23 protein-coding genes and 2 pseudogenes are annotated in these 25,032 nt (G+C 66.5%); 11 read left to right on the forward strand and 14 right to left on the reverse strand.

What is annotated here, in order from left to right:
- Positions 1-204 precede the first annotated feature (204 nt).
- Together AB7V09_RS00560 and AB7V09_RS00565 are read left to right on the forward strand one after the other, a co-directional pair.
- Positions 205-1,041 (forward strand): ISAs1 family transposase, encoded by an 837-nt coding sequence (locus AB7V09_RS00560; protein WP_419142625.1) that lies wholly within the window; start codon positions 205-207, stop codon positions 1,039-1,041.
- A gap of 9 nt (positions 1,042-1,050) precedes the next feature.
- A complete protein-coding gene (locus tag AB7V09_RS00565; protein WP_419142626.1) occupies positions 1,051-1,380 on the forward strand; it encodes a transposase in 330 nt (109 codons plus the stop codon).
- Between the two features lie 42 nt (positions 1,381-1,422).
- On the opposite strand, the pseudogene AB7V09_RS00570 reads toward AB7V09_RS00565, so the two are convergent.
- The 3 genes and pseudogenes from AB7V09_RS00570 to AB7V09_RS00580 all read right to left on the reverse strand — a co-directional run.
- Positions 1,423-1,602 (reverse strand): annotated as a pseudogene (locus AB7V09_RS00570) (IS3 family transposase); the annotation flags it as partial.
- Between the two features lie 175 nt (positions 1,603-1,777).
- Complete coding sequence (locus tag AB7V09_RS00575; RefSeq protein WP_419142627.1) at positions 1,778-2,590, reverse strand: transposase; 813 nt, start codon at positions 2,588-2,590, stop codon at positions 1,778-1,780.
- Between the two features lie 79 nt (positions 2,591-2,669).
- Positions 2,670-2,894 (reverse strand): annotated as a pseudogene (locus AB7V09_RS00580) (IS481 family transposase); the annotation flags it as partial.
- A gap of 189 nt (positions 2,895-3,083) precedes the next feature.
- Between AB7V09_RS00580 and AB7V09_RS00585 the strand changes: the two are divergent.
- Positions 3,084-3,551 (forward strand): glycosyltransferase, encoded by a 468-nt coding sequence (locus tag AB7V09_RS00585; RefSeq protein ID WP_314882793.1) that lies wholly within the window; start codon positions 3,084-3,086, stop codon positions 3,549-3,551.
- 67 nt (positions 3,552-3,618) lie between these two features.
- On the opposite strand, the gene AB7V09_RS00590 is transcribed toward AB7V09_RS00585, so the two are convergent.
- A complete protein-coding gene (locus tag AB7V09_RS00590; protein WP_003786661.1) occupies positions 3,619-3,975 on the reverse strand; it encodes a CBU_0592 family membrane protein in 357 nt (118 codons plus the stop codon).
- Positions 3,976-4,047: 72 nt separating this feature from the next.
- On the opposite strand from AB7V09_RS00590, the gene AB7V09_RS00595 reads away from it, so the two are divergent.
- From AB7V09_RS00595 to AB7V09_RS00605, 3 genes are all read left to right on the forward strand, one after another.
- Entirely contained in the window at positions 4,048-4,959 is a 912-nt protein-coding gene (locus tag AB7V09_RS00595) for a LysR family transcriptional regulator (RefSeq protein ID WP_419142628.1), read from the forward strand.
- A gap of 100 nt (positions 4,960-5,059) precedes the next feature.
- A complete protein-coding gene (gene prfB, locus AB7V09_RS00600; protein WP_279014831.1) occupies positions 5,060-6,181 on the forward strand; it encodes a peptide chain release factor 2 in 1,122 nt (373 codons plus the stop codon).
- A 123-nt stretch (positions 6,182-6,304) separates the two neighbouring features.
- A complete protein-coding gene (locus AB7V09_RS00605; RefSeq protein WP_314920781.1) occupies positions 6,305-7,264 on the forward strand; it encodes a type II CAAX endopeptidase family protein in 960 nt (319 codons plus the stop codon).
- Here the strand turns inward: AB7V09_RS00605 and AB7V09_RS00610 are convergent.
- Positions 7,203-7,754, reverse strand: coding sequence for a methylated-DNA--[protein]-cysteine S-methyltransferase (locus AB7V09_RS00610; RefSeq protein ID WP_419142629.1), 552 nt, complete (start codon positions 7,752-7,754; stop codon positions 7,203-7,205). The genes AB7V09_RS00605 and AB7V09_RS00610 overlap by 62 nt on opposite strands.
- A gap of 225 nt (positions 7,755-7,979) precedes the next feature.
- On the opposite strand from AB7V09_RS00610, the gene ettA reads away from it, so the two are divergent.
- Both ettA and AB7V09_RS00620 read left to right on the forward strand, forming a co-directional pair.
- The gene (gene ettA, locus AB7V09_RS00615) at positions 7,980-9,662 is read left to right on the forward strand and encodes an energy-dependent translational throttle protein EttA (RefSeq protein ID WP_009747851.1); all 1,683 of its coding nucleotides are present in this window, start codon (positions 7,980-7,982) and stop codon (positions 9,660-9,662) included.
- A gap of 157 nt (positions 9,663-9,819) precedes the next feature.
- The gene (locus AB7V09_RS00620; protein WP_419142772.1) at positions 9,820-10,524 is read left to right on the forward strand and encodes a M23 family metallopeptidase; all 705 of its coding nucleotides are present in this window, start codon (positions 9,820-9,822) and stop codon (positions 10,522-10,524) included.
- 563 nt (positions 10,525-11,087) lie between these two features.
- Here the strand turns inward: AB7V09_RS00620 and AB7V09_RS00625 are convergent.
- From AB7V09_RS00625 to ptsP, 4 genes are all read right to left on the reverse strand, one after another.
- A complete protein-coding gene (locus tag AB7V09_RS00625) occupies positions 11,088-11,414 on the reverse strand; it encodes a hypothetical protein (RefSeq protein WP_315063909.1) in 327 nt (108 codons plus the stop codon).
- 194 nt (positions 11,415-11,608) lie between these two features.
- Positions 11,609-11,962 (reverse strand): hypothetical protein, encoded by a 354-nt coding sequence (locus AB7V09_RS00630; protein WP_232622547.1) that lies wholly within the window; start codon positions 11,960-11,962, stop codon positions 11,609-11,611.
- 38 nt (positions 11,963-12,000) lie between these two features.
- Positions 12,001-12,981: an acyl-CoA thioesterase gene (locus AB7V09_RS00635; protein ID WP_314156843.1), complete on the reverse strand. Its 981-nt coding sequence runs from the start codon at positions 12,979-12,981 to the stop codon at positions 12,001-12,003.
- Positions 12,978-14,675: a phosphoenolpyruvate--protein phosphotransferase gene (gene ptsP, locus AB7V09_RS00640; RefSeq protein ID WP_003786645.1), complete on the reverse strand. Its 1,698-nt coding sequence runs from the start codon at positions 14,673-14,675 to the stop codon at positions 12,978-12,980. Before ptsP ends, AB7V09_RS00635 begins: the two co-directional genes overlap by 4 nt.
- A gap of 368 nt (positions 14,676-15,043) precedes the next feature.
- Between ptsP and AB7V09_RS00645 the strand changes: the two genes are divergently transcribed.
- Together AB7V09_RS00645 and malQ are read left to right on the forward strand one after the other, a co-directional pair.
- Entirely contained in the window at positions 15,044-15,271 is a 228-nt protein-coding gene (locus AB7V09_RS00645; RefSeq protein WP_009407368.1) for a glucose PTS transporter subunit EIIB, read from the forward strand.
- 433 nt (positions 15,272-15,704) lie between these two features.
- Positions 15,705-17,918 carry a 4-alpha-glucanotransferase gene (gene malQ / locus AB7V09_RS00650; RefSeq protein ID WP_009747917.1) on the forward strand — a complete coding sequence of 738 codons (2,214 nt, stop codon included), beginning with the start codon at positions 15,705-15,707 and terminating at the stop codon, positions 17,916-17,918.
- Between the two features lie 147 nt (positions 17,919-18,065).
- On the opposite strand, the gene AB7V09_RS00655 is transcribed toward malQ, so the two are convergent.
- The 3 genes from AB7V09_RS00655 to AB7V09_RS00665 form a co-directional block, all read right to left on the reverse strand.
- Positions 18,066-18,527 (reverse strand): PTS sugar transporter subunit IIA, encoded by a 462-nt coding sequence (locus tag AB7V09_RS00655; RefSeq protein ID WP_009747852.1) that lies wholly within the window; start codon positions 18,525-18,527, stop codon positions 18,066-18,068.
- Positions 18,524-18,754 carry a glucose PTS transporter subunit EIIB gene (locus AB7V09_RS00660; protein ID WP_009407032.1) on the reverse strand — a complete coding sequence of 77 codons (231 nt, stop codon included), beginning with the start codon at positions 18,752-18,754 and terminating at the stop codon, positions 18,524-18,526. Before AB7V09_RS00660 ends, AB7V09_RS00655 begins: the two co-directional genes overlap by 4 nt.
- Before the next feature lie 187 nt (positions 18,755-18,941).
- A complete protein-coding gene (locus AB7V09_RS00665) occupies positions 18,942-19,691 on the reverse strand; it encodes a GntR family transcriptional regulator (RefSeq protein WP_009407254.1) in 750 nt (249 codons plus the stop codon).
- Positions 19,692-19,951: 260 nt separating this feature from the next.
- Between AB7V09_RS00665 and AB7V09_RS00670 the strand changes: the two genes are divergently transcribed.
- Entirely contained in the window at positions 19,952-21,400 is a 1,449-nt protein-coding gene (locus tag AB7V09_RS00670) for a PTS transporter subunit EIIC (protein ID WP_003786634.1), read from the forward strand.
- Positions 21,401-21,531: 131 nt separating this feature from the next.
- On the opposite strand, the gene pepN is transcribed toward AB7V09_RS00670, so the two are convergent.
- Together pepN and AB7V09_RS00680 are read right to left on the reverse strand one after the other, a co-directional pair.
- Positions 21,532-24,132, reverse strand: a complete 2,601-nt coding sequence (gene pepN / locus AB7V09_RS00675) for an aminopeptidase N (protein WP_419142630.1) — start codon at positions 24,130-24,132, stop codon at positions 21,532-21,534.
- A 192-nt stretch (positions 24,133-24,324) separates the two neighbouring features.
- Positions 24,325-25,032 (reverse strand): LPXTG cell wall anchor domain-containing protein (locus AB7V09_RS00680; protein WP_419142631.1); only part of this gene is annotated, 708 nt, incomplete at its 5' end.

Genomic DNA, 25,032 nt, shown 5'->3' on the forward strand with positions numbered 1-25,032 from the left:
CCGTGGACCGTGAGTCTGTGGCCGCGAGTCGAAGCATCGTTCACTGGAACCCAGGGGGTCGGCAAAGTCTGTGGGTGATGAGGGCTGAGCTGGTTTGACGGGGGTGGTGTGTAGTCGAGACGGGGACGCGGGCCCCGTGGGGACGATGAGTGGTGTTTAGTCATCCCCTCGTCCTGGGAGCGCGTGCTGATGCCATCCTCCGCCATGACCGCCTTGTCGCGCCAGCCCCTGACCCAGGTTGTCAGGAACGTGACCGACCCCCGCGATTGGCGGGGTGTACGCCGTGACCTGCCCACGGTACTGTCCCTGTCCGTGGCGGGGGTTCTGGCCGGATGCCGGAGCCTGACGGCGATACGGGAGCACGCCACCGACCTGACCGCTGCCGATCTGGAGGCCCTGGGCCTACCGGAGGGGCAGGCTTTACCGTCGGAGTCAACGATCCGACGGGTCCTGCAGGACCTGGACCCCGCAGACCTCGATGCCCACCTGATTACCTGGTTCTACACGCTTACCGGCACCATCAACGGCCGCAGAGTGATCGCGGTGGACGGCAAGGCCATGCGTGCAGCGTGCAGGGGTGAGGATCCGGCGCCGCACCTCCTGGCCGCCTTGGGCCACGCCACGGGCGCCGTGCTGTCCCAGCAGCGGGTGGCAGGCAAGTCCAACGAGATCCCCGTACCCAGGGTCCTGCTTGAGCCCCTCGACCCAGGCGGGGTCGTGGTGACCGTCGGCGCGATGCACACTCAGGTGGACACCGTCCAGTGGATCCGCGTGTGTGGTGGCCACTACGTGCTGACGCCTCAGGACAACCAGAAGTTCCTTCGTCGTACCTTGAAGGCTCTGTCCTGGAAGGACGTCCCATCCATCTCCTCGGTCGAGTGTTCCCAAGGTCGGCGGGTGCGGCGCGCCGTCAAGGCCGTCGAGGCACCTAGGTGGGTGGACTTCCCGGGGCCTGCTCAGGTGGTCCAGGTCCGACGCTCCCGCACCGTCAAAGGCCGCGAGGCCTCGAGCAGGTCGGTGGAGGTGGTCTACCTGATGTGATCTCTGCCCATGACCGACGCCCAGCCCGAGGGTGTCGCAGCCTGGCTCCGCGGGCGCTGGGGGATAGAGAACCGTCTCCACTGGAGGTGGGACGTCGTCTTCGATGAGGACCGCAACCAGCCGCGCACCCGCAACGGCCTCGAGATCATGGCCGCTCTGCGTAACCTGGCCATCAGCCTGATTCGCCTCTTCCTCGGGCCCGGCGTCTCCATTGCCTCAACCGGCAGATCCCTGTCCAGACGCCCCACACGAGCCATCAGCCTACTGACCCACCAACCCCTACTAAAGCCGACTTTGCCGACCTCCTGCACTGGGACCCAGCTACAGACGTGCCGGTAGGTGGACTGGCAGGTGTTTTTCGGACATTGCTTGTTTTGTGTTTCAGCCTGCCTTCATTAAGTCCAGGAACTCGCGTTCGACCTCGTTTGGGGTGCGATACCCTAGGGCTGAGTGAAGGCGGACATGATTGTCTCTCAGCTCGATCCACGAGGCAATATCCTTGACGGCCTTGTTCTTCGTGGGGTACACTATTTGGTGGATCCTCTCATTCTTGAGCGTGGCGTTGAAGGATTGCGCCTAAGCGTTGTCCCAGCGCACCCCCGTGCGCCCCACCGATGGGCGAATCCCATGACCCTTGAGGTGATCCAGGAAACTCTGAGACATGTACTGATTACCTCGGTCTGAATGAAAGACTGTCACGCCCCTGCCAATCATCGGGCACCTGTGTACCACCATGTCAGTGGCCTGGCGCACCAGGGACGTGTGCATGTGGTCGGCCACCGCTTAACCCACGACCTTCTTGGTGCAGCAGTCCAGAGCGGTCGCAAGATAAACGAACCCAGCCCACGTCCTGACGTAGTAATGTCCTCGCGCCACTTACGTCCAGATTCGTTAGCGGTGAAGTCCCGACTGAGCAGGCCCGGCCGCTCATCCAGGTCCTGGGCCGGCACAGCGGTCCGGACCTCTTCGCCCGCGGTTGCGCGCCCTGCAGTCCCAGGTCGTTCACGATGGACCGAATCGTGGCCCCATCGGCCCGCACACCATGCCGCTCCAGGACCACCTGGGTTCGCCGGTACCCGTAGGTGCCGTCGGAGTCCTCAAAAATGTCCTTAACCATAGTGGTCGGCTTCTCCCTCCTGATAGCCGTCTGTGACTGGGGTCGGTCGCGCCAGGAGTGTGTTCTGATTTCGACACCCGGGACCGTCTGCACATCGAGGAGATGGGAGAGTGGCTTCTTCGCGATTGATGAGCTCGTAGCGTTCGGTCGTGGTCGTTCCTTGGCGAAGAAGGCGGCTGCTATTTTCAAGAACTCATTCTCCTGACGCAACTCACGGACCTCTGCTCTCAGTTTCGCTATCTCAGCCGACTCAGAGGCTTTCTTGCTATCCTGGTCAGTGGCGTGCTCTTGTCTGTACCTTGCGACCCAGTTACCTACCGTCTGGGAGGCAAGGTCATGCGAAGACGCGACCGAGGAGGTGGTGCGTTCCTTCTCGATGACTTCACGCACCACCTGCTCTTTGAGTTCCTCCGAGTATTTCGCTGTCGGCATGGTATCCATCCTATCGACTCAAGGGAAGAAAAACTCTTCCAGTCCGGGAAACACCATGCACCCCAAGGATGCTCTGGCCCTTGCCGTTGTCGCGTGGGGTGTAGGGGTGGATTGTCTGGTGGCGTGAGGCTAGGGAGACAATGGTTGTGGTGAAGGCACGGGCCCGGTAGCTCGCTCCGTTGTCGGTGATCACCCGCACGAGGCTGGTAGCTTCGTGGGCGGCGAGGAAGGCCCGGGCGCGGCAGAAGAAGCCGATCGTGGTCGAGGCTCTCTCGTCATCGAGGGCCTCGGTGTAGGCCAGGCGGTAATGAGCGACTCACTTGGACAGTGTGGCGAGGGTGAGGGCAGCCTCGGCTGCTAGGTGGGCGATAGGACGACTGGCCTGGACGCTAATCGCGAGCCGGTAGGGGGCTTGGGGCTTCAGTGGGGTGTTACGGCGGGTTGTGACGGCGGGGCTTTCTATGCAAAAAAGGATGATTCAGCACTACCGATCTTGACAGCTCAAGCCCCGCTACCCCTGCAACTACAACCTCATGGCCCACAACAACTGGGGGTCGGGCTCATCTGCGTCGTCCTCGCGCTGCTGTTCGTCGCGGCCTCGGCAACCGCCGTCTACCTCGACCTCAAGACCCTCACGTCACTGGCGGACTCGGCTGCGGCCGCGGGAGCCGACAGCGTGGAGGCGCACCCCTACTACGGGGGCGGTGTCACGGATGAAGCACCCGGGTCCCTCACCGACGCAGGGGTGGGGAGCAAGGCGGCCGAGGACCTGTCCGTCCAGCCGGCGGCGGCCAGGCTGGAGGGGGTCATGATCGTCAGTGCCCGGGCCGCCGACAGCCGGACCGCTGTCGTGACGCTGCGGGCGCGTTCCCGCCCGCCTTTCCTTCCTTGGGGGATCCTCCCGGCCGAGGGCTTCACCATCACCGCCACCGGCTCTGCCCGAATGACGACGACGCAGTGAGTCGGCGGACTCACTGCGTCGAGACGGATGGGTGAAAGGTTGTGTGTGGCCGGAGGCGGCCCGCCGCTCAGGCCTGCTCGACGAAGCCCGCCGAGACCACGGGGGAGGGGTGCCGGCGCAGGTGCATCCGGGACCGCAGCTCCTCAGTCTGCCGGCGCGAGAGCTGGGCGATGTAGGCCCGCTTCACCGTGAACAGGATGTTGAGCCCCACCAGGAGGTAGAAGGCGTTGGCGATGACACTGGGCCAGGCGCCGGAGCTCGCGCAGTTGATCGTCAGCAGCACGGAGCCGGTGATGTTGAGGGCCTGATACTTGAGCGAATCGCCGGCGATCGTGCCCTTGGAGACCAGGAAGTAGGCCACGAGGAGCTCAGCGGCACCGATCCAGCCGCCGATAGAGATGAGGGAGGAGAGCACGTCGTTCACGGGGACGATTCTTAGACACCCCCGAATGAAGGTCAATCGCATCTATCTGCATGAGGGATGTAGATTTACTTCATGCAGGTATTGCCCCAGAGGCTCTCGGTTCTATTGGCCGTCCATCGAGCCGGAGGAGTCGTCGCAGCGGCAGATTTCCTTCATATAACGCCGTCGGCGGTCTCCCAGCAGATTCGCCTCCTGGAGCGCGAGTGCGGTGCCCGGGTCCTGGATCGCACACCCACCGGAGCCGTGCTCACTGCGGCAGGGAAGGTTCTGGCGGACGCGGCCGAGCGCATCGAGGACGAGCTGACCACCGTGCGCCGTGAGCTGGCGGACCTGGACGACTCCATCCCCTCCGGTGTGGTGCGTGTCGGGAGCTTCGCCTCAGCTGTCCGGGCGCTCCTGCTGCCCCTCCTCAGCTCGCTGGCGACGACCAGCCCCGAGCTGGAGGTGATCGTCGAGGAGGTCGAGGAGCGCAACGCCCTGCCCCGCCTGCGTCGCGGCGAGCTCGACCTGGTCCTCATCGAGCGTGACGAGCACACACTGCCCGCGGCGCCTCGGGGCATGGCCGACATTCCGCTGCTGGATGAGTCCTGGCTCGTGGTCGTGCCGGCTGAGCAGGCGGCCCCCTCGACCCTGGCGGACCTGGCGCGCGCCACCTGGATCGATCTGGCCCCGGGGACCGCGGGCGCCTTCGCCCTGGACCGTCTCGAGCGTCAGCTGGGGGTGCCGTTGACGACACGGCATGTCGCCTACGACTATGACGTCGTGCTGGCCATGGTCAGTCAGGGCCTGGGCTGCGCGCTTCTGCCCGAGCTGGCCGTCTACTCCGGTCTCGTCCCCGATGAGCTCAGTGTGGTACGCCTACCCGGGCTGGGCGTGCGCCAGCTGGTGGTGCGTCACCGACAGACCCGCACCGAGCCGGGCCCGGCGACACGCGCGGTGCTCGATGCCCTGCTCGCCCAGGCCCAGGGCATCGAGCTGGGGTGAGTGACAGATGAGGGGACCACTGTGGGAGTGACCGAGCCGTCGCGCGAGCCGAGTACGCCCCGACGGCGCCCCTCGCACGATCTGCCGTAGACTCCCCTTCGTGGCCACTGACTTCTCCGCTGAGATCGAACGACTCCGACACACCTACGCCTCCATTGCCGCGGTGACCGACCCCGAGGCCCTGCGCGCCCGGATCGCCGAGCTCTCCGAGCAGGCCTCCGCGCCCGACCTGTGGGATGACCCCGACTCCGCCCAGGTGGTCACCTCCGCGCTGTCCCACGCCCAGGCCGACCTCAAGCGGGTCGAGAGCCTGGGGGAGCGCATCGAGGACCTCGAGGCGATGGTCGAGCTCGCCGGCGAGGAGGAGGGTGAGGATGCCGCCGAGATCCTCGCCGAGGCGGAGACGGACCTGGCGGCCATCAGCAAGGACCTCTCCGACCTGGAGATCCGCACGCTGCTCAGCGGCGAGTACGACCCCCGCGACGCCGTCATCACCATCCGCTCGGGCGCCGGCGGCGTGGACGCCGCCGACTTCGCCGAGATGCTCCTGCGCATGTACACCCGCTGGGCCGAGCGGCACGACTACCCCGTCAAGGTCCTCAACACCTCCTACGCCGAGGAGGCGGGCCTGAAGTCGGTCACCTTCGAGGTCCACGCCCCCTACGCCTACGGGACCCTGAGCGTCGAGGGCGGTACGCACCGCCTGGTGCGCATCAGTCCCTTCGACAACCAGGGGCGCCGCCAGACCTCCTTCGCCGCCGTCGAGGTCATCCCGCTCATCGAGTCCACCGACCACATCGACATCCCCGAGACCGACATCCGCATCGACGTCTTCCGCTCCTCGGGCCCCGGCGGGCAGAGCGTCAACACCACCGACTCCGCCGTGCGCATCACCCACCTGCCCACGGGCCTGGTGGTCTCCATGCAGGACGAGAAGTCCCAGATCCAGAACCGTGCCGCCGCCATGCGCGTCCTCCAGTCGCGACTGCTCCTGCTCAAGCAGCAGGAGGAGGACGCCAAGAAGAAGGAGCTCGCCGGGGACGTCAAGGCATCCTGGGGGGACCAGATGCGCTCCTACGTTCTCAACCCCTATCAGATGGTCAAGGACCTGCGGACCAACTTCGAGGTCGGCAACCCCGACTCGGTCTTCGACGGCGACATCGACGGCTTCATCGACGCCGGCATCCGCTGGCGCAAGCAGCAGGAAACGGTCGAGGACTGAGCGGCTCGCTTCATCAGAAGCATCATCGGAGTCAGGGATCCCCCGGAGGGGTCCCTGATTTCTTTTCCGTGCCCCCCTGATTTTTCCGGGGTCCGATTGAGGTCGCAAAATGGTGAGCGTACCGTGAATTTCATGAGCACATCACATGGAAAACCTCGATCGGTGGAAGTCTCATCAACACTCTCGTCTCTCGAGTCCTCGGATCTCAGTGGGGATCGATCGGATCAAGGTCATCACCTTACTGTGGGCGGCAAGGTTGTGCGCATCGTGATTGCGTTTGCGATGATGTTCGCCTGTGCGCTCACGCCGCCTTTACTGAGTCAGATTCCTGCTGTCCGGTCCTTTGCTCTCGCGCACTCGCATCCCCAGGGTAATGCCGACGACTTAGTCATGGCTGCCTTCGTTCTGTTGCTCTATGGGACGGCAACGATTCTGGTTCTCATGCTGTGCTATGTGCTGCGTCGTACTCTTGATCGCGGCCGCCGCGTCAGCCTATGTTTGCGTGTAGATCGTCGAGCCCTGTTGTGGGTGGTGGGGATGGTTCTCGTTGCAGCCGCGGTGAATCTCGCGGTCACCGGTATTGTCCACGCCCTCGGTCTTGCTGGTGGGAATGAGGGGATTCCGGACAGGCCTTGGTGGATTATGGCTGTGACGATCTTCTCTCAGGCCTTTCTTCTGCAGGGTATCCCTGAAGAGATAATCTGGCGAGGCTGGCTCTTCTCCTCGCTGGGCGAGACGCGGTTTGCAGCAGTGTCCAGCGTCCTCGGGTTCACTGTTCTTCACCTTCTATCCCAAGTGGGTCAGCAGAACCTGCTGGAGCACATCACATATCTCGCGATGCCGTGTGGATTCGCGGTGACAGCATTGATCGTTCGGACGATCTCCGGGTCGACCTGGGCGGCCATCGGCGTGCACGGAGGACTGCACGTGGCGAACGACATGCTGTCGGACTGGCTGCATCTTCCTCACGGGTCGATCGCCTGGATTCTCCAGGGCCTGCTCTGGGCAGCGGTCGGCCTTCTCATTCTGGCCTTCCACCGCCGTCGTCAGCGTCTGGCGGCGTTGACAGACCGGACACGTTGACGCCTTCCCTCTTCAGGAGCCATTCCTTGCGGTCAACCCCACCCGCGTAACCGCGCAGGCTCCCGTCGGAGGCGAGCACGCGGTGGCACGGCACGATGAGAACGATCGGATTGCGCCCGACCGCGCCACCCACGGCCTGGGCGGACATGTGCGTCCGGCCAGTACGCCGGGCAACTTCGGCAGCGATGCGGGCATAGGTGCTGGTGGCGCCGAAGGGGATGGAGAGCATGATGGAGGAGACCATCTTCTTGAAGTCGGAGCCCTCAACGCTGATCGGCGGGGTGAAACCCGGGTCGGAGCCCTCGAAGTAGGCGTCGAGCCACTGGGCCGTCCGCGTGAAGACAGGCAGATCGGGCTCCAGGGCCGCCTCGTCGTTGATCGTTGAGCGGTCGTACTTCTGACCGTCGAACCACAGGCCCGTGAGGCGATCGCCATCGCTGGCCACGGTCATAGTGCCCAACGGGGACTCGTAGTGACTGACGTAGTGCATGGGGCCTTCCCTTCGCTCCTCCGCCTCTCATGGTGTCACAGCGCGGGCGCTGTTCTGCCTCGCATCTACTCGCTGTGGATCCGCGTGCACCGTCTCACCTCCGCCGTCGTCGCCATTGCTCCGGGGCTCCCTTAGGCTTGGCCACGGTGCGCACGGACGGTCCGATCGATCGCCGTCGTCGCGCAGAACCTCCGCTCACACCCTGACGAAAGGCGCAGACGAGCAGTGGCTGAGTACATCTACCAGATGATCAAGGCGCGCAAGGCCCACGGTGACAAGGTCATCCTCGATGACGTCACCATGGCCTTCCTCCCCGGAGCCAAGATCGGCATGGTCGGCCCCAACGGTGCCGGCAAGTCCTCCATCCTCAAGATCATGGCCGGCATCGACCAGCCCTCCAACGGCGAGGCCCGCCTGACCCCCGGCTACAGCGTCGGCATCCTCCTGCAGGAGCCCCCGCTCAACGAGGACAAGACGGTGCTCGGCAACGTCGAGGAGGGCGTTGCCGAGATCAAGTCCAAGCTGGACCGCTACAACGAGATCAGCGCCGCCATGGCCGACCCGGACGCCGACTTCGACGCCCTCATGGCGGAGATGGGCACCCTCCAGGACGCCCTGGACGCCGCCAACGCATGGGACCTCGACTCCCAGCTCGAGCAGGCCATGGACGCCCTGCGCTGCCCCCCGCCGGACGCCGAGGTCAAGCACCTCTCCGGTGGTGAGCGCCGCCGCGTCGCCCTGTGCAAGCTGCTCCTGGAGGCACCCGACCTCCTCCTCCTGGACGAGCCCACCAACCACCTCGACGCCGAGTCCGTGCTCTGGCTCGAGCAGCACCTGGCCAGCTACCAGGGCGCCGTCATCGCCGTCACCCACGACCGCTACTTCCTTGACCACGTCGCCGAGTGGATCGCCGAGGTCGACCGCGGCCACCTCTACCCCTACGAGGGCAACTACTCCACCTACCTGGAGACCAAGGAGAAGCGCCTCGAGGTCCAGGGCAAGAAGGACGCCAAGCTCGCCAAGCGCCTCAAGGAGGAGCTCGAGTGGGTGCGCTCCTCGGCCAAGGGACGCCAGGCCAAGTCCAAGGCCCGTCTGGCGCGCTACGAGGAGATGGCCGCCGAGGCCGAGCGCACCCGCAAGCTCGACTTCGAGGAGATCCAGATCCCGCCGGGGCCCCGCCTGGGTAACCAGGTCCTGGAGGCCACCAACCTCAACAAGGGCTTCGACGGGCGCACCCTCATCGACGGGCTCTCCTTCACCCTGCCGCGCAACGGCATCGTCGGGGTCGTCGGCCCCAACGGCGTTGGAAAGTCCACCCTGTTCAAGACCATCGTGGGCCTGGAGCCGCTCGACGGCGGAGACCTCAAGATCGGTCAGACCGTCAAGCTCTCCTACGTCGACCAGTCCCGAGCCGGCATCGACCCGAAGAAGACCCTCTGGGAGGTCGTCTCCGACGGGCTGGACTACATTCAGGTCGGCAATGTGGAGATGCCCTCGCGCGCCTACGTCGCCTCCTTCGGCTTCAAGGGGGCCGACCAGCAGAAGCCGGCCGGCGTGCTCTCCGGTGGTGAGCGCAACCGCCTCAACCTGGCCCTGACCCTCAAGCAGGGCGGCAACCTCATCCTCCTGGACGAGCCCACCAACGACCTCGACGTCGAGACCCTGGGCTCCCTGGAGAACGCCCTGCTGGAGTTCCCCGGCTGCGCCGTGGTCATCACCCACGACCGCTGGTTCCTCGACCGCGTGGCCACCCACATCCTGGCCTGGGAGGGGACTGACGAGAACCCCGCTAGCTGGTACTGGTTCGAGGGGAACTTCGCCTCCTACGAGGAGAACAAGGTCGAGCGCCTCGGCCCCGAGGCGGCCCGCCCCCACCGGGTCACCTACCGGAAGCTGACTCGAGACTGAGTGGAGCCCGCCCGGTCGACCGCGTAAGAAGGAGAAGCGCCATTCCCTCAGCCAGGCTGCTGAGGGAATGGCGTTTCTCGTCCTGCTTCAGAAGGCGACTTCATACGTCTTGTCGGTTGGAGTCGATTGCACTTAAGGTGCTGGTGGAGGTGTCATGATGAGTAGGAATACCCCAGGACTCATCCCCGAAGGCGGCGTTATCGGGAGGCTCCCGTTCGACGGGCAGTGGCTGACCGAGCGCAGTCCCACACGCCGCGTTCCCAGCCATGGGACTCACCTGTTCGCCACCACGTACGCATTTGACTTCGTCTCCGTCGACGACGATGGTCTCACAGCTCCGGCACGCAGCATGCGTGCGCTCTTCACCCCCGAACCGCCAGAGCTCTTCCACGCCTTCGGTCGTCCCCTGTACTCGCCCGTTGTGGGGACCGTGGTCTCCGTTCACGACGGCGAGCCCGACCACGTGGCGCGCCGTTCCGTCCTGACTCGCATCCCGTACGGACTGAGTCAGCCCCAACGAATTCGGCAGGGACTTCCCGCCATCCCTGGAAACCACATCATCATCCAGGTTGCCAAGGGGCCTCATTGCGTGGGACTCGTGCACCTTCAGCGAGGCTCCGTCCAGGTGTCGCCCGGCGACCGGGTGAGCGCAGGCGATCAGATCGGTCGATGCGGCAACTCCGGGAACTCCACGCAGCCCCACCTTCACATCCAGGCGATGGACAGCCCAGATCTCCGTGCCGCGAAGGGGGTTCCGCTCCGTTTTGAGGAGTTCCGGCAACGCAGCCCGCAGCAGGGTGCGCCCTGGGAACTTCGTCGGCAGTCATGCCCCGAGCAGGGGGCGGTCGTGGCTCAACCTTGATATGACGTCATGGAATGAGCCTCAGATCCGGCACGCGGTGTCCCCTCGTCGGTCCGCGGCGACGCGATCGTGACGGGACGCGGGGGCCTACGGCACAGTGCGCAGCTCCTGATCGGGGACGTACTTCTCCGGCGAGGACTGCGTTGTCCTCCAAACCTCTGAGATCCGGCCGCAGTCGTATGGGGGAGAAGTACGTCCTGGACGGACGACTCAGTCCTCGACCCACGCCATCGGACTCCGAGGCCGCCATGGCTGCTCACGATGGCAAGCCCATCCTGAAGATGGCGGGAACCATATGCTCCCTTGCTAAGCCGGATAGCGTTCCTCGAACCACGCCACCACTGTGTCAAGATGCGGGGGCCGGCCAAGGAAGTGCTTGCCGCCCTCGACCTGGACAAGTTCGACCCCAGGTGCGCCGACGAACCGGCTGAGGGCGCCAGAGGGACCACTTCATCCTGGTCGCCGCGAATCGTCTAGCTGGGAGTGTCCAACTTTGCGGGATGCTCCTCCACGAAACGTAGGTAGGGCCAATCGAGCACCCCGCGAGGCGTGTCGATGACGGTCTACGCCTCCAGCTGCTCATCGGTCACCGAGTACTCGGCCATCATGTCTCGGATGTAGTACTCCAGGTCAAGAAGTGGTGAGATCAGCCAGGCGCGCTCGAAGGTCCCGGCAGGTGTGTCGCACAAGGAGAAGTAGGCCCCGATGCTGTTCGCGAGCAGACTGACCTCGGTGGACTGGCTTCGGGCCAGCCGCGCGAACGTTCGTACCTCGGGACTTGCCTCCATGGGGTTGAAGGCCTTGTCGTCCTGACGATCACCGTGGGCGGGCAGATCGAAGGAGATCAGCTGGTCACCCCGTGAGGCAATCACGTTGCCGTACTGTGCCATGACGGGGTCGCGCCTGTTCGAGAACTGGCCGTGTACACCGATAACGGCCCGCCCACCGGGCTCTCCCCACCTCAAGGCGGGAATTCCGTCGAGGATGAGTTCCTCCGTCTCACAGTCCATGGATCATCTCTCCTTCAGAACCAGAATCCTGTGAACAGCAAAGGCAGCAGTGACTCTATGGAGAAACCTTCTTCTTAGGCATACCACGCCATAGTGCCGTGAACGATCGCCGCGATTGACGGACCGACGATCATGGCCACCTCTCTGCGTCGGATACCGATGCTGGCATCGACGGCCTGGACCGCCATCGCAGCCACGAGAACCATCCTCACGGTAGTGATGTCCGAAGCTGCGACAAAAGGTGCGACTGCCGTCACCACACCGAGGGGAACCGCTCGAGCCGCATACATCTGAGCAAAGAACCTCTCGCTGGCGCTGACCTCTTGCGACTTGCTCATGATCTGAGGTCGGACGACAGCCAGCAGTGATGACACTGTACTGATTGTTGCGGCGATAGCGTTGAGAACCTGAAGTACGGCAATCGACACCGTGAATCACCTGAGAGGAGAGAAGGATGTGGTGGGCCTCAGCCGGGGATGGCGCTGCCGTCGTCGCCCTCTCCCATGCGGATCCGCCAACGTCCCGAACCGCCGTCGGACTGGGAGCCAGTGGGCATGCGGATCATGCCCTCCTGGGCGATGGTCGACACCAGCCGGCCGGATGAGTCGAAGACCTGCGCGCGAGCCATGCCGCGGCCGCCCTGTGAGGAGGGGGAGTCCTGCACGTAGAGCAGCCAGTCGCCCATGTCGACGTCGCGGTGGAACCACTGGGCGTGGTCGAGGGTCGCCAGGCTCATGCCCTCACTGCGCCAGGACAGTCCCTGGCTTCGCAGCACCGGCTCCAGCATCACCTGGTCGCACACGTAGGCCAGCAGCGCCCGGTGCACGGTCTGGGAGGTCCGCTCCGGGATGCGGCTGCGCGAGCGCATCCACAGGTGCTGGCGACCGGTGCGCTCCTTGGCGGGGCGCAGGTAGAGGTTGCCCTCCACGTGCCTGAGGTCGAAGGCCGCCGTGCGCCCCAGGAAACGCGCCACCGGATGATCGATGGTTCGGAAGATCTCCAGAGCGCTCGTCAAGTCCTCGGGGCGCGGAACTACGGGGGCCTCCACGTGGAGGTCGGCACCCTCCTGCTCCTCCTGGAAGGAGGTGAGCATCGTCAGGATCGGCGTGCCCTCCTGGGAGGCGGCGGTGCGCCGTTGGGAGAAGGACCGTCCGTCGTGCAGGCGCTCGACGGCGAAGGTGATTGGCGTATCGGGCTGACCGCCCCGCATGAAGAAGGCGTGAACCGAGTGCGGCAGACGCTCGCCGTCGCCGTCATCCTCAATAGTGGCGGCCGCGGCAAGCATGCCCTGGGCCACCACCTGTCCTCCGTAGACCCGGCCCGAGAGCTGGGGGAGGGATCCCCCGGAGAAGACATCCTCCCCGTCACCCGCCGCCAGGCTGAGGATCCGGGTCACCGACCCGAGGGGCTCCTCCGTGGCGGCGGGGACGGGGTATGGGGTTGTCACAGACCGAGCTCCTCCAGGATCGGCAGCTTGGCGCGCACTGCCGAGCGCGCGTCCTCAGCCGTCGCCGCGTCCAGAGCGATCCTCGCCAGTTCCTGGCACTCGGCGAGCGTGACGGACTTCAGGACGGCGTCGACGTCCGGCAGAGCGCGCGCCGTCATGGACAGGGAGGCGACCCCCAGACCCACGAGCACGGCGGCCAGCGCCGGGTCCGCGGCGGCCTCACCACACACGCCCACCGGACGTCCCTTGGGCGAGGCACCCTCGCAGGCGGTGCCGATCAGACGCAGAACGGCCGGCTGCCAGGCCGTGGACAGATCCGCCAGCGAGGACAGCAGACGGTCGGCCGCCATGACGTACTGGGTGAGGTCGTTGGTGCCCACCGAGGCGAAGTCGGCGTGCTCGAAGAGCTTGTCGGCCATGAGCGCGGCCGAGGGCACCTCGATCATCATCCCGGCCGTCTTCAAGCCGTAGGAGCGGGCCTTCTGCGTGAAGGCCTCGGCCTCCTCGGCCGTGGAGATCATCGGGGCCATGACCCACACCTTCGCCTCGGTGGCGGCCTCGGCCTTGGCCAGGGCCTCGAGCTGGTGGTCCAGGACCTCGGGGTCGCGGCGCGTCGTGCGGTAGGCGCGCACACCGAGCGCCGGGTTGGCCTCGGTGGCGTCGGTCAGGAAGGGCAGCGGCTTGTCCGCTCCGGCGTCGAGGGTGCGCACCACGACCTTCTTGCCGGGGAAGGCCTCGAGGACGCCCTGGTAGGCCTCCACCTGAGCCTCCACCGTGGGCTCCTCGGGCTGGTCTAGGAAGCAGAACTCGGTGCGGAACAGGCCGATGCCCATGGCTCCGGCCTCGGCGGCGCTACGGGCGCCGGCCGCGTCACCGACATTGGCCAGCAGCTGGACCTCGTGGCCGTCCTTCGTGGCTCCGTCGCCGTTGAAGACACGCACGCGCGAGGCGAGCTCCCGCGCCCGGCGCAGAGCGTCCTCGGAGGGGTTGAGGGTGATGCTTCCCTTGGTGCCGTCGACCAGGACGATGTCGCCCTCGGCCAGCGCATCGGTGACCTTCTCGCCAGTGCCGACGATCGCCGGCATGCCCAGTGCGCGCGCCAGGATCGCGGTGTGGGAGGTGGGGCCGCCCTCGGAGGTGATGAAGGCGATGACCTTCTCGGGGTCCAGCAGCGCGGTGTCGGCCGGGGCCAGGTCGGCCGCCACGAGCACGAAGGGCTCGGGCAAGCGGGGGATCCCGGGCATCGGGGACTCGGTCAGGACGGCGACGATGCGGTCGCGCACGTCCTGGACGTCACGGGTGCGCTCGGCCATGTAGCCGCCCAGGGACTCCAGCATGGAGGCCAGAGTTCCTGCGGACTCCCACACGGCGCGCTCCGGAACCAGGCGCCTCTCGCGCACCATGGCCTGCGCCGTCGAGGTCAGGGTGGGGTCAGCAGCCATCTGCGCGGTGGTCTCAAGGAGCGTGCGCGCCTCGGCCTTGGCCTCGGCTGCGGACAGCTCCAGGCCCTTCTTAACCTGCTGGGCCGCCAGCGCGATGCGCTCGCACTCCTTCTCGACATCGCGACTGGGTTCGAGGGTCGCGATCTCGGGCTCAGGAATGGGAGGTGCCATCCTGGCGACGGGGCCGGCCACAAGGCCAGGGCTCACACCGATGCCGGACAGGGTTGTGGAGGTGGTGTCGGACGCTGTCATGTGGTGCTCCTCATCGGAGACGAATGGGGATCATTGCTCATTGTGCCCCGAGTGCGGCCGGAAAGAGACGTTTCCGCCAGGGGAATAACGATCTCCTCTGTGGGCGCGTCAAGGCATCTATCGCGTTCCCGTAAGGTTACGTGAGTGAGCCCCGTCATGCGAGGAAGGAGATCCTCCGGCGCGGTCGTCCGCTGTGAAGCAGGCCCTGCGGCCCGCGTGCGCACGCGTCTTCCTGGCGACTGGAACTCTTCGCCGCGGACAACGCGGAGGTGGGATAAAGTGATCGCGAGCACGAAGGACCTCAGCTGCCCGACCACGCGCATGACAGACGGGGATTGCGCAAGGGCGGGAACCGGGAAGGAGAAGCCATGAGCACTGCATCAGACATCGTCGCCGGTCTCGGCGGCCAGGAGAACATCACCGACCTCGAGCCCTGCATCACGCGTCTGCGCGTCGAGGTAGCCGACCAGACGAAGGTGGATGAGGAGGCGCTGCGAGCGGCCGGCGCCTTCGGCGTGGTGCGTTCGGGCCGCGTCGTCCAGGTCGTCGTGGGGCCCACGGCGGACAGCCTCGCCTCGGAGATCGCAGCGCTCTGAACTGATCGCCCCGTTCCCGGAGGGTCTGCGCACCCGCCCGGCTCCAGCACCTGCAACGCGGAGCCGGGCGGCCTGCCTTTCCCCGCACAGCGGTGGGCGTATGTCGGGACGTGTGACCCGATCTCGCCGTCCGCTCCGCTGATCGCCGACCGGCTGCGCGTTCCTGGGCACATGGTCCCGGGCGGCTCAACGGCAGTCGCGCCATTGCGCGGCTTCACGGTGAAACAGTTGCAGCAAAACGTCAGGAGACACGGTGCGGCGGGTGCACAACCCTCAGCCGCTAGGGCACACTTGGACACTGCTAGTCCTGCTAGCGCCCGCATCCCGATCCGACCCATCCATCCCCAGGGGTGATGGCGGAGCGCAACCCTGCTCCACGCCCGCTCCATGGCGCTCCATCGCACATCTGCTCACGCAAGGCTGACCCACGCACATGAACGAGTTCAACGACGACCTGTTACCTGCTTCCGAGAGCCTCAAGCAACTGGCTGAGGCGCACGGTGTCTCCACCGAGTACTGGGACTATCACGGCAACCTTGCCTCACCCTCAAGCGCTACTCTCAGGGCCGTGCTGGCCGCGTTAGGGGTGAGCATCAACTCCGAGGAGGAGATCGGGCGCGCTCTGCGAGAGGTCGAGGACGCCCCCTGGCGGCAGGCGCTTGCCCCCACGGTCGTCACGCGCGGCGGTGTGGAGTCGACCGTCCCCGTCTACGTGCCCGACGGCGCCAAGGTGCGGGTGCGCGTCGAGCTCGAGAACGGGGACGTCCGTGAGCTGACTCAGACTGAGGACTGGACCGTGCCCCGTGAGGTGGACGGCGTCAAGCGCGGCCGCGCCTCCTTCATCCTCGGAGCCGATCTGCCCCTGGGATGGCACCGGATCATCGCCGAGGTCAGCCCCGGCTCCACGGACCAGGCCGCCCCGCAGGGGGCTCATGCCGCGCCGCCCGCCGACGGCGAGGCGGAGACCATCACCGTGACCTCGGCGCTGGCGGTCACCCCCAACCACCTCGATCTTCCCGAGTCCCTCGGAGACCGGGGCTGGGGGGTCATGACCCAGCTGTACTCGACCCGCTCGCGCGGGTCGTGGGGGACCGGTGACACCGACGATCTCACTGAGCTCGCCGCCTTCTTGGGGGACCAGGGAGCCGACTTCCTGCTCATCAACCCGCTGCACGCGGCTGAGCCGGTGGCGCCGATGACCCACTCGCCCTACCTGCCGGTGACACGTCGCTTCGTCAACCCCCTCTACATCCGGCCGGAGAACATCCCCGAGGTGGCCCGCCTGTCCGGCCCCAAGCGCTCGCTGGTGCAGTGGGCCTTCGAAGAGGTCAAGGACAGTGACCTCAGCGCCGAGCCGATCGACCGCGACGCGGTGTGGAAGGCCAAGCGCGAGGCCCTCGAGGTCATCTTCGCCGCCGGTCGCTCCTACTCCCGCCAGCGAGACTTCGAGCGCTTCCGGGCCGAGCAGGGCGAGGGGCTGGAGCGCTTCGCCCTGTGGAGCGCGCTGGTGGAGAAGCACGGGTCCCTGGAGAACTGGCCCGCCACGCTGCGGGAGGCGGACTCCGCTTACGTCGCCAACGAGGCGCACCAGCTGGCCGAGCGCATCGACTTCTTCGCCTGGCTGCAGTGGATCGTCGACGAGCAGCTGGCTCGCGCGCAGGCCGAGGCCCTGGCCTCGGGGATGGCCCTGGGCATCATGGACGACCTCGCCGTCGGAGTCCACTCCCAGGGGGCGGACGTGTGGTCCAACCCGGAGGCCTTCGCCTCCGGAGTCACCGTGGGGGCTCCGCCGGACATGTACAACCAGCAGGGCCAGAACTGGTCCCAGCCGCCGTGGAACCCCGAGTACCTGGCGCGCAGCGCCTACGCCCCTCTGCGTGACATGGTGCGCACGGTCCTGCGTCACGCCGGCGCACTGCGCGTGGACCACATCATCGGCCTGTTCCGCCTGTGGTGGATCCCCGAGGGCATGGGTGCGGACCACGGCGCCTACGTGCGCTACGACCACGAGGCCATGCTCGGCGTCGTCCTGCTGGAGGCTCACCGGGCCGGCGCTGTGGTCATCGGTGAGGACCTGGGGACCGTGGAGCCCTGGGCGCGCGACTACCTGGCCAGCCGCGGTGTGCTGGGAACCAGTGTCCTGTGGTTCGAGAAGCAGCACGACGGCTGGCCCCTCCAGCCCCAGGACTACCGCCGGCTCGCCCTGTCCACGGTCAACACCCACGATCTTCCCCCGACTGCCGGCTACCTGGCTGACGAGCACGTCGATCTGCGTGAGCGCCTCGGCCTGCTCACCGAGCCGGTCGAGCAGGTGCGCACCGAGGCGCGCATCGAACGCGACCGGATGACCTCCCGGTTGCGCGAGCACGGCCTGCTGGGGGATGCCCCCACCGAGCGTCAGGTCGTCGAGGCCCTGCACCGCTACGTGGTGCGCACCCCCTCGGTGCTGGTCGGCGTCGCCCTGGTTGACGGCGTGGGGGAGCGACGCGCTCAGAACCAGCCCGGCACCGACCAGGAGTACCCCAACTGGCGGATTCCTCTGGCCGACGGCGCGGGAGAGGTCGTCCTGGTCGACGACCTGCCCGAGAACGCGCGCCTGGGCAGCCTGCTGAGCGTCGTGCGCGACGAGATGGCTTCTCGGGACTGATGCCACCACAGGCTCCGCGCCCACTGGGCTGCAGACGGGCCTGAGGCGGGCGACGTGCTGAGACGCTGTGGCCCCGGCCGTCACGATGACGGCCGGGGCCACACACTAAGCGGTTGAGGTCCGATGAGACCGGGCCCGCGTTCGGGTCTACACCCAGGTCATGAGCGTGTCGCCGGCTGCCATCATGCGGCCGGGTGACACGGGCTCCAGATCAGTCTCATCACCCTCCAGGGCGATGACGGGGACGATCGGGTTGAGTCCGCCGGCTTCGATCTGAGCCGGTGACCAGCTGATGACGGGGCTGCCCGCGTCGATGGTGTCTCCCTCACTGGCCAGGAGGGTGAAGCCCTTGCCCCCCAGACCCACGGTGTCCAGCCCCAGATGGACCAGGACGCTGTGGCCGTCGTCGTTGGTGATGACGTAGGCGTGGGGATGGATCTTCGTGATGGTTCCGCTGATCGGTGCCAGGGCGATGACCTCGCCCCCGTCAGCGGTGTCCGGGGTGATGGCCACACCAGGGCCGACGATCTTGCCGGAGAAGACGGGGTCGGGAACGTCACTGAGAGCGACGACGACGCCGGATACCGGCGACTGGACGGTCAGGCTCACCGCAGGTCCTCGATGTCCTCCGCGATGGTGTCCGCGTTGGGGCCGACCACGACCTGCACGATGTCGCCGAGCTTGACGACACCATGTGCTCCCGCGTTCTTCAGGGCCGGCTCGTCCACGAGGGAACCGTCCTCCAGCTCGCAGCGCAGCCGCGTGATGCAGGGTTCGATCTCCACGATGTTGTCGAATCCTCCGAGGGCGTCGACGATGCTCTGTGCCTGAGACATGGGTTCCTCCTGGGTCTGCCCGGGTGCTTGCCGGGCTCAGTGGGTGATGGTGCCGAGATGAGGCGTCAGGACATGGGCAGGTGCAGTCAGGTGCGGCACCTTCGCCGGTACCGGACTAATGGTCCATACCAGTACCCCATGGTACAGGCCGCCCGGAGGTTGTCCAGTACCGACCTGGGTCAGCCCCTCAAGACGACGAGCGGTCCGGGCGGAAGGCGGGTTTGGGGGCGGCCACCGGGACCCACAGGGTGTAGCGGTCGGCGCGGAACAAGGTGCGCGAGTAGTCGATGGCGCAGTGCTCGTGGAAGGTTCGCCGGGTGATGTCCAGGGTCGGGGCGCCCTCTGGGACGGAGAGCAACGCTGCCTCCTGGGCCGTGGCCGCATGGGCCTCGATCATGTCCTCACCCCACTGCGGCGCCAGGTCGGCGCTGGTCAGCTCGGCGTAGACCGAGAAGTTCGGGCTGGTGCGCAGCAGGTTGGGCAGAAGCGCAGCGGGAATCCAGTTCTCCTCGATCGCCATGGGGATGGCATTGGCGGTCAGCAGGCGACGCAGGTGGTGGACCTCGGCCCCGGCCTCGAGCTCGAGCGCCTCCGCCACTGTCTCATCGGAGGCGATGGTCTCGGCCTGCAGCATGACGACGCCGGGCTCCATCCCGCGGCGCCGCATCTCCTGGGTGAAGGAGGTCAGTCGGACCTGCAGGTCGAGCTTCGGGGGCGCCACGAAGGTTCCCTTGCCCTGGTGGCGCTCCAGGATGCCGTCGACGACGAGGGTGTCGATGGCCTGGCGCACGGTCATGCGGGAGACCTCGAACTGCTCGCACAGCTCGCGCTCGGAGGGCACTGGGCTGCCGTTGGCGAGCCCGTTCCTGACCAGGTCCAGCAGGTGATTGCGCACGATGACGTACTTTGCCGGCTTCTTGCCTGCGTTCTTGGGCATGGGACTCCCCTGGTTGACAGTGGGTGGACGCAGCCAGGGCGTGGGGGATGGCTACGACCGCTGCTTCCGCTGTGTCGCATCGACTTTCATATCATTATGGCTGACGAGTGTGCCCCGCGCTTGACATTGAAGGTTCTATCGGTTTTTCTGGTGTCACTGGTCCAGACGTGTTCGGTGTCGATCCGTCCCGACTACCACCGTCACGGTGGATATCTCTGACGCGGCAGTGCTGCCGCGCGATCCTGAACTGGAGAACACTCATGTCAGTCAAGAAGAAGACGGGCGGTGCCTTCGCCCTTGCCCAGCGTCTGGGGAGATCTCTGATGCTACCCATCGCCACGCTCCCGGCAGCGGGTCTGCTGCTGCGTCTGGGGCAGGCGGACATGCTGGGGGCCGAGGGGCTCGCCGCGAAGGCGTCCTGGCTGCAGCCCGTCGCAGACATCTTCAGTGCGGCCGGTGGGGCGGTCTTCGATAACCTGCCCCTCATCTTCGCCGTTGGCGTCGCCGTGGGATTCGCCAAGAAGGCCGATGGCTCCACCGGGGTGGCCGCGCTGTTCGGCTTCCTCGTCTACCGCGCCGTCACCTGGACCATGTCCCCCATCATCATGGGCAAGCCCGCGCCCCTGAGCAAGGAGGCCCTCGACTGCCTCCACTCCTTCGATCCCGCCACGGGGAAGATTGCACAGGTCGGCCCCTGGAACCAGGGAATCAAGCTCTGTGACATCCCCACTCAGACGCCCATCAACTACGGGGTGCTGGGCGGCATCGTCATCGGCGTCGCCGCCGCCCTGCTCTGGCAGCGTTACTACCGCGTCAAGCTGCCGGACTGGCTGGCCTTCTTCGGTGGACGCCGCTTCGTCCCCATCGTCACCTCCGGCGCTGCGCTTGTCATCGCCCTGGTGATGTCGGCTCTCTACCCGGCCTTCAACTGGCTCATCAACGAACAGCTCGGCGGCTGGCTCATCAACGCCGGGAACTCCAAGGGCATCGCCGGAGCCCTGGCGGTCTTCGTCTTCGGTACCGTCAACCGCCTGCTCATCCCCTTCGGCCTGCACCACCTGCTCAACTCCGTGCCCTGGTTCCAACTCGGCTCCTGCCAGACGGCCTCCGGGGATACGGCGCACGGTGACATCACCTGCTTCTTCCAGGGTGTGGACGGCTCGAACTCCTGGACCGGGGGCTTCACGACCGGCTTCTTCCCGATCATGATGTTCGCGCTGCCCGCCGCTGCACTGGCCATCTGGCATACCGCCAAACCAGCCAAGCGCAAGGCGACCGGCGCCCTCATGGTCTCGGTGGCCCTGACCGCCTTCATCACCGGCATCACCGAGCCCCTCGAGTACGCCTTCGCCTACGTGGCCTTCCCGATCTACGCCGTCCACGCGGTGCTGACAGGTTCCTCCTTGGCCATCGCCAACCTCCTGGGCGCGAAGGACGGCTTCGCCTTCTCCGCCGGAGCGATCGACTACCTGCTCAACTTCGGCAAGTCCGCCGAGCTCTCCGGTGGTGTGGTCCGCGGACCGCTCATGATCGTCATCATGGGGCTGGTCTATGCCGTCATCTACTACTTCCTCTTCAGGTTCCTCATCGTCAAGTTCGACTTCAAGACCCCTGGGCGTGAGGACGACGACGTCGACGCCTTCGCCGCCGCGCAGGCCGCCGCCGCCACGTCCACGGGCAAGAAGGCCGCGGAGTCGTCTGGGCGTTGAGAGATTCGGGTGTCGGGATGTCGGGGCCGGCACCTCACGAGTTGGGGCCGAGCGCATCATGCGCTCGGCCCCAACTCATGGTGTCGTCGGGTCCCGGTCCGGGTTGCGCCCCGGACCGGGACCCGAGGCGGCTACTGGACGCTCCGGGCCTCAGCGGCCTGCGCTCTGGCCACGCGCAGCGTGTCGTCGAGGTTCTCGCGCACGATCCGTCGCAGTGCGGCCGGGGCCTGGGCGTGGGACTCCAACCATCCCGTCAGGGCGGCGGCCGGGTCGTCAGCGCCCGCAAGGCCCACCGTGGCACAGGACCACAGGCCCGTCAGTAGGTTCTCAGCCATGTGGAAGGTGCGCGAGGACCACACGGAGTCGATGGCCTCCACATACGCCCCCACGAAGGGAGCCAGCAGCTCGGGGTGGCGCTCGACATTGGTCAGGCCCCGCAGGATGCGCACCTGGGTCTCATTGGGCATGGAGGCGTCGTCGACGAGGGCCCGCCAGGTGGCCTGCTTCGCCTCCGGGGTCGGAATCGACGCCCGGGCCTCGGCGGCGCGCTCGCGTCCCGTGGTCGTGCGGTCCCGGGCCTCCTCGTTGCGGATCTGCTCCTCCCCGCTTCGGCCGGCTGCCACCAGGCCGATCAGCAGGTCCCAGCGCAGGTCCTGGTCGACGTCGAGACCGCCCAGAGCCTGGCTCCCCTCCACAAGCCCGGCGACGACGTCGAGCTGCTCATCGGTGACGGCGTGAGCGGCCAGGGCCCGGACCAGCTGGAGCTGCTTGTCGCTGCCGGGCTGGGCCGCCCGCGCCAGCCCCAGCAGCCGGTCGGCGGTGCCCGGGGCGAGGTCGCGCCGCACGGCCGGGGGCAGGAAACCGGACAGGCAGGTGGTGATACGTCCCAGCAGCCCCTGGATGACCGAGGAATGCTCCTCCACGCCCAGCGCCCGCAGGGCCGCGTCAAGGAATCGGGAGGCGGCAAGCTCGCCGTCGCGCACCATGTCCCAGGCCGAGGCCAGGACGATCGAGCGCGGCAGGGAGTCGGTGAAGGCCTCGATGTGCTCGAGGCCGAAGGACAGTGAGTCCTCATCGAGGCGAACCTTGGCGTAGGTGAGGTCGTCGTCATTGAGGACGAGGACATCCGCCCGCTTGGCGCCGACCAGCTCGGGAACCTCGGTCAGCTCGCCGTCGACATCGAGCTCGATGCGGTTGGTGCGCTCCAGGCGCGCCTCGGCTCCCTGGCCGGTCAGGTTGTAGCAGCCGATCGCCACCCGGTGCGGGCGCAGCGAGGCCGGTGAGTCGGCGGGGATCTCCTGGCGGACGGCCACCTGGGTGATGAGGCCGTCGGCGTCAGTGGCCAGCTGCGTGCGCAGGGTCGTCACACCGGCCTCCTGGAGCCACAAGCGGGTCCAGGTACTCAGGTCGCGTCCAGAGACCGCCTCCAGCTCACGGAGCAGGTCGCTCAGCTCGGCGTTGGCGTAGGCGTGCGCCTCCAGGTAGCGCTGGATGCCGGCGAAGAAGTTCTCCCGGCCCACGTATCCCACGAGCGCGGCCAGGACCGAGGCCCCCTTGGCGTAGGTGATGCCGTCGAAGTTGACCTCGACGTCGTGCAGGTCGTGGATCTCCGCGGCCACGGGGTGGGTGGAGGACAGCTGGTCCTGGTTGTAGGCCCACCCCTTCTCCAGGGTCTGGAAGGTCGTCCAGGCCTGGTTCCAACGGGTGATCTCGGCGGTGGCCAGGGTGGAGGTGTACTCGGCGAAGGACTCGTTGAGCCACAGGTCGTTCCACCAGGTCATGGTGACCATGTCCCCGAACCACATATGGGCCAGCTCGTGCAGGATCGTCACGGCTCGCCGCTCCACACGGGCCTCGACGGGCCTGGAGCGGAAGATGTAGTCGTCGCGGTGGGTGACGCAGCCGGCGTTCTCCATCGCTCCGGCGTTGAACTCGGGAACGAAGATCTGGTCGTATTTCGTGAAGGCGTAGGGGGTGGCGAACAGGTCCTCGTAGTAGGCGAAGCCCCGCTTGGTCAGGTCCAGGATCTCCTCTGAGTCCATGTGCTCGACCAGGCTCTTTCGGCAGTAGACCCCCAGGGGCACGACGCGTCCGTCTCCGGCGACGTACTCGTCGGTCGCACCGACATAGGGCCCGGCGACGATGGCCGTGACGTAGGAGCTCATGGGCTCGGTGGGGTCGAAGGCGAAGGTGTGGGCATCCCCTGAGCCGTCGGAGGCCTTGGTGGGAGTCGGTTCAGGAGTGGGGGAGTTGGACAGCACCGTCCAGCGCGACGGCGCGGTGACGGTGAAGGTGAAGGAGGCCTTGAGATCGGGCTGCTCGAAGACGGCGAACACCCGCCGGGAGTCGGGGACCTCGAACTGGCTGTAGAGATAGGTCTCGCCATCGGCCGGGTCGGTGAAGCGGTGCAGCCCCTCTCCGGTGTGCATGAAGGCGCAGTCGGCGACGACGACCAGCTCATTGTCCGCGGCCAGATCCTTCACCGCGATACGCGAGTCCGCGTAGACCTCGGCTGGGTCCAGAGGGGCGCCGTTGAGCGTGATGGAGCGGACCGTCGGTGCGACGAGGTCGATGAAGGTGGAGGAACCCGGTGTGGCCGTGAACCGCACCGTGGTGGTGGATCCGAAGACCGTCTCGCCGCGCGTGAGATCGAGGATGACGTCATAGCTCTGGGTCCGTACGGTTGCGCTGCGCTCGGCGGCCTCAAGACGAGTCAGGTTCTGGCCGGGCATAAGAACTCCTGTCTGAGAGGGATGCGCGGCCCATGGGGGCGCGCCGGGCGATTGTCTCACCTTCTGATCGACACCGGCAGTGCCTGAGGTACGGCACGACGCTGCCGGGGGACGACACGTGGCGTGTCGTCCCCCGGCAGCGACGCTGTTCCCATGGAAGCGGGAACGTCAGCGGATCAGGTCACATGCGGCTCAGGCCTTGTTACGGCGACGCAGCACCAGGGCGGCGCCTCCTGCCACGACCAGGAACGCGGCGATCCCGCCGAAGAGCATGCCGTTGGCACCGGTACGGGCCAGGGACCCGTCGCTGTCCTTGGTGGTCTCACCGCCGGCCCGGTTCTCCGAGGAGGAGTCCTTGGCGCTCGAGCTCAGGTTGTTGCCCTTGTCGGCCCCAGCCTTGTTGTCACCGGCCTTGGCCTGATTGTCTCCACCGGCCTGCTTGTCGCTGCCAGCGTTGGCGTTGCTGTTGCTTCCGCCGTTGTTGCCGCCACCGTTGTTCTCGGTGGTCTTCTTCTCGCTGGCCTTCTGCTCGGTGGTCTTGTCGCCGCCGGCCTGCTTGTTGCCGCCACCGTTGTTCTCAGAAGCCGAGCGCTCAGTGGTGTTCTGCTCAGTGGTCTTCTGTTCAGTGCTCTGACGCTCGGATGTCGAGCGCTCAGTGGTGTTCTGCTCCGAGTTCTGACGCTCGGAGGTGGAACGCTCGGTGGTCTTCTGCTCCGTGGTCTTGTCACCACCGCCGTTGTTCTCGGTGGTCTTCTGCTCCGTGGTCTTGTCACCACCGCCGTTGTTCTCGGTGGTCTTCTGCTCGGAGGTCTTGTCACCGCCACCGTTGTTCTCGGTGGTCTTCTGCTCCGTGGTCTTGTCACCACCGCCGTTGTTCTCGGTGGTCTTCTGCTCGGAGGT

The sequence above is a fragment of the Actinomyces sp. SKVG-SVH-4(1) genome (assembly GCF_048514265.1).
GTDB lineage: Bacteria > Actinomycetota > Actinomycetes > Actinomycetales > Actinomycetaceae > Actinomyces > Actinomyces oris.

Coding starts and splice junctions, on each gene's coding strand:
- AB7V09_RS00560 (WP_419142625.1), top strand. CDS start 205: ATGACCGCCTTGTCGCGCCAGCCCCTGACCCAGGTTGTCAGGAACGTG.
- AB7V09_RS00565 (WP_419142626.1), top strand. CDS start 1,051: ATGACCGACGCCCAGCCCGAGGGTGTCGCAGCCTGGCTCCGCGGGCGC.
- AB7V09_RS00575 (WP_419142627.1), bottom strand. CDS start 2,590: ATGCCGACAGCGAAATACTCGGAGGAACTCAAAGAGCAGGTGGTGCGT.
- AB7V09_RS00595 (WP_419142628.1), top strand. CDS start 4,048: ATGCAGGTATTGCCCCAGAGGCTCTCGGTTCTATTGGCCGTCCATCGA.
- AB7V09_RS00610 (WP_419142629.1), bottom strand. CDS start 7,754: ATGCACTACGTCAGTCACTACGAGTCCCCGTTGGGCACTATGACCGTG.
- AB7V09_RS00620 (WP_419142772.1), top strand. CDS start 9,820: ATGAGTAGGAATACCCCAGGACTCATCCCCGAAGGCGGCGTTATCGGG.
- AB7V09_RS00625 (WP_315063909.1), bottom strand. CDS start 11,414: ATGGCACAGTACGGCAACGTGATTGCCTCACGGGGTGACCAGCTGATC.
- ptsP (WP_003786645.1), bottom strand. CDS start 14,675: ATGACAGCGTCCGACACCACCTCCACAACCCTGTCCGGCATCGGTGTG.
- AB7V09_RS00645 (WP_009407368.1), top strand. CDS start 15,044: ATGAGCACTGCATCAGACATCGTCGCCGGTCTCGGCGGCCAGGAGAAC.
- malQ (WP_009747917.1), top strand. CDS start 15,705: ATGAACGAGTTCAACGACGACCTGTTACCTGCTTCCGAGAGCCTCAAG.
- AB7V09_RS00660 (WP_009407032.1), bottom strand. CDS start 18,754: ATGTCTCAGGCACAGAGCATCGTCGACGCCCTCGGAGGATTCGACAAC.
- AB7V09_RS00665 (WP_009407254.1), bottom strand. CDS start 19,691: ATGCCCAAGAACGCAGGCAAGAAGCCGGCAAAGTACGTCATCGTGCGC.
- AB7V09_RS00670 (WP_003786634.1), top strand. CDS start 19,952: ATGTCAGTCAAGAAGAAGACGGGCGGTGCCTTCGCCCTTGCCCAGCGT.
- pepN (WP_419142630.1), bottom strand. CDS start 24,132: ATGCCCGGCCAGAACCTGACTCGTCTTGAGGCCGCCGAGCGCAGCGCA.